This is a genomic window from Vibrio sp. 10N.261.51.A4, from assembly GCF_041471945.1.
Classification (GTDB): domain Bacteria; phylum Pseudomonadota; class Gammaproteobacteria; order Enterobacterales; family Vibrionaceae; genus Vibrio; species Vibrio crassostreae_C.
The window spans coordinates 1-614 of sequence record NZ_JBFRPJ010000129.1 but is presented as its reverse complement, the minus strand read 5'-3'; the positions used below and the strand labels follow the sequence as shown (position 1 = coordinate 614).

General features: G+C 43.8%; 1 protein-coding gene. It reads left to right on the top strand.

The genetic code is table 11. The annotated features are described in order from the left end of the window. Nucleotides 1-588 (top strand): ISAs1 family transposase (locus AB4384_RS22925; protein ID WP_372130153.1); only part of this gene is annotated, 588 nt, incomplete at its 5' end. Nucleotides 589-614 lie beyond the last annotated feature (26 nt).

The following is a 614-nucleotide window of genomic DNA, read 5'->3' as shown; positions in this document are numbered from 1 at the left end:
TGTCAGCGCGATACGCTCGAGAAAATTGCAGAGAAAAAGGCTCACGTTGTTGTTCAAGTGAAGAACAACCAGCCCAAATTGAGAGTGGCTATTGTGGAGCAATTTCAAGCTGTCTTTGAAGCAGGTAAAGAGAAAATAGTTACCGAAATCAAAGAGAAGCACCATGGCCGCAGTGAAGAAAGATATGTATTTCAGTTAAAGGCTAAGTTACCTAAAGAGCTTGCGGAGAAATGGCCGACAGTACGAAGCATCATTGCGGTGGAGCGGCATCGAGTGATCAACGGAAAAGGAAGTGTAGACACCTCATATTACATAAGCTCTATGTCGCCGAATCACAAAATGCTAGGCCACTACATTCGTCAGCATTGGCGTATTGAAAACAGCCAGCATTACGTATTAGATGTTGTTTTTAAAGAGGATTACTCACGGATCACGCTAGATGGTGCTGTAGAAAATATAGCGTTGTTTAGACGCTTTGTGATGAACATGCTGAAGCAATGCGAATGTGGTGCACCAAGCCAAAAAGTGAAGTTGAAGAAGGCTGCTTGGAACGATGATTATCGGGCACGAGTCTTCTTTGGGTTATAAATTGAACAAAGTGTGCTCGCGCCCTG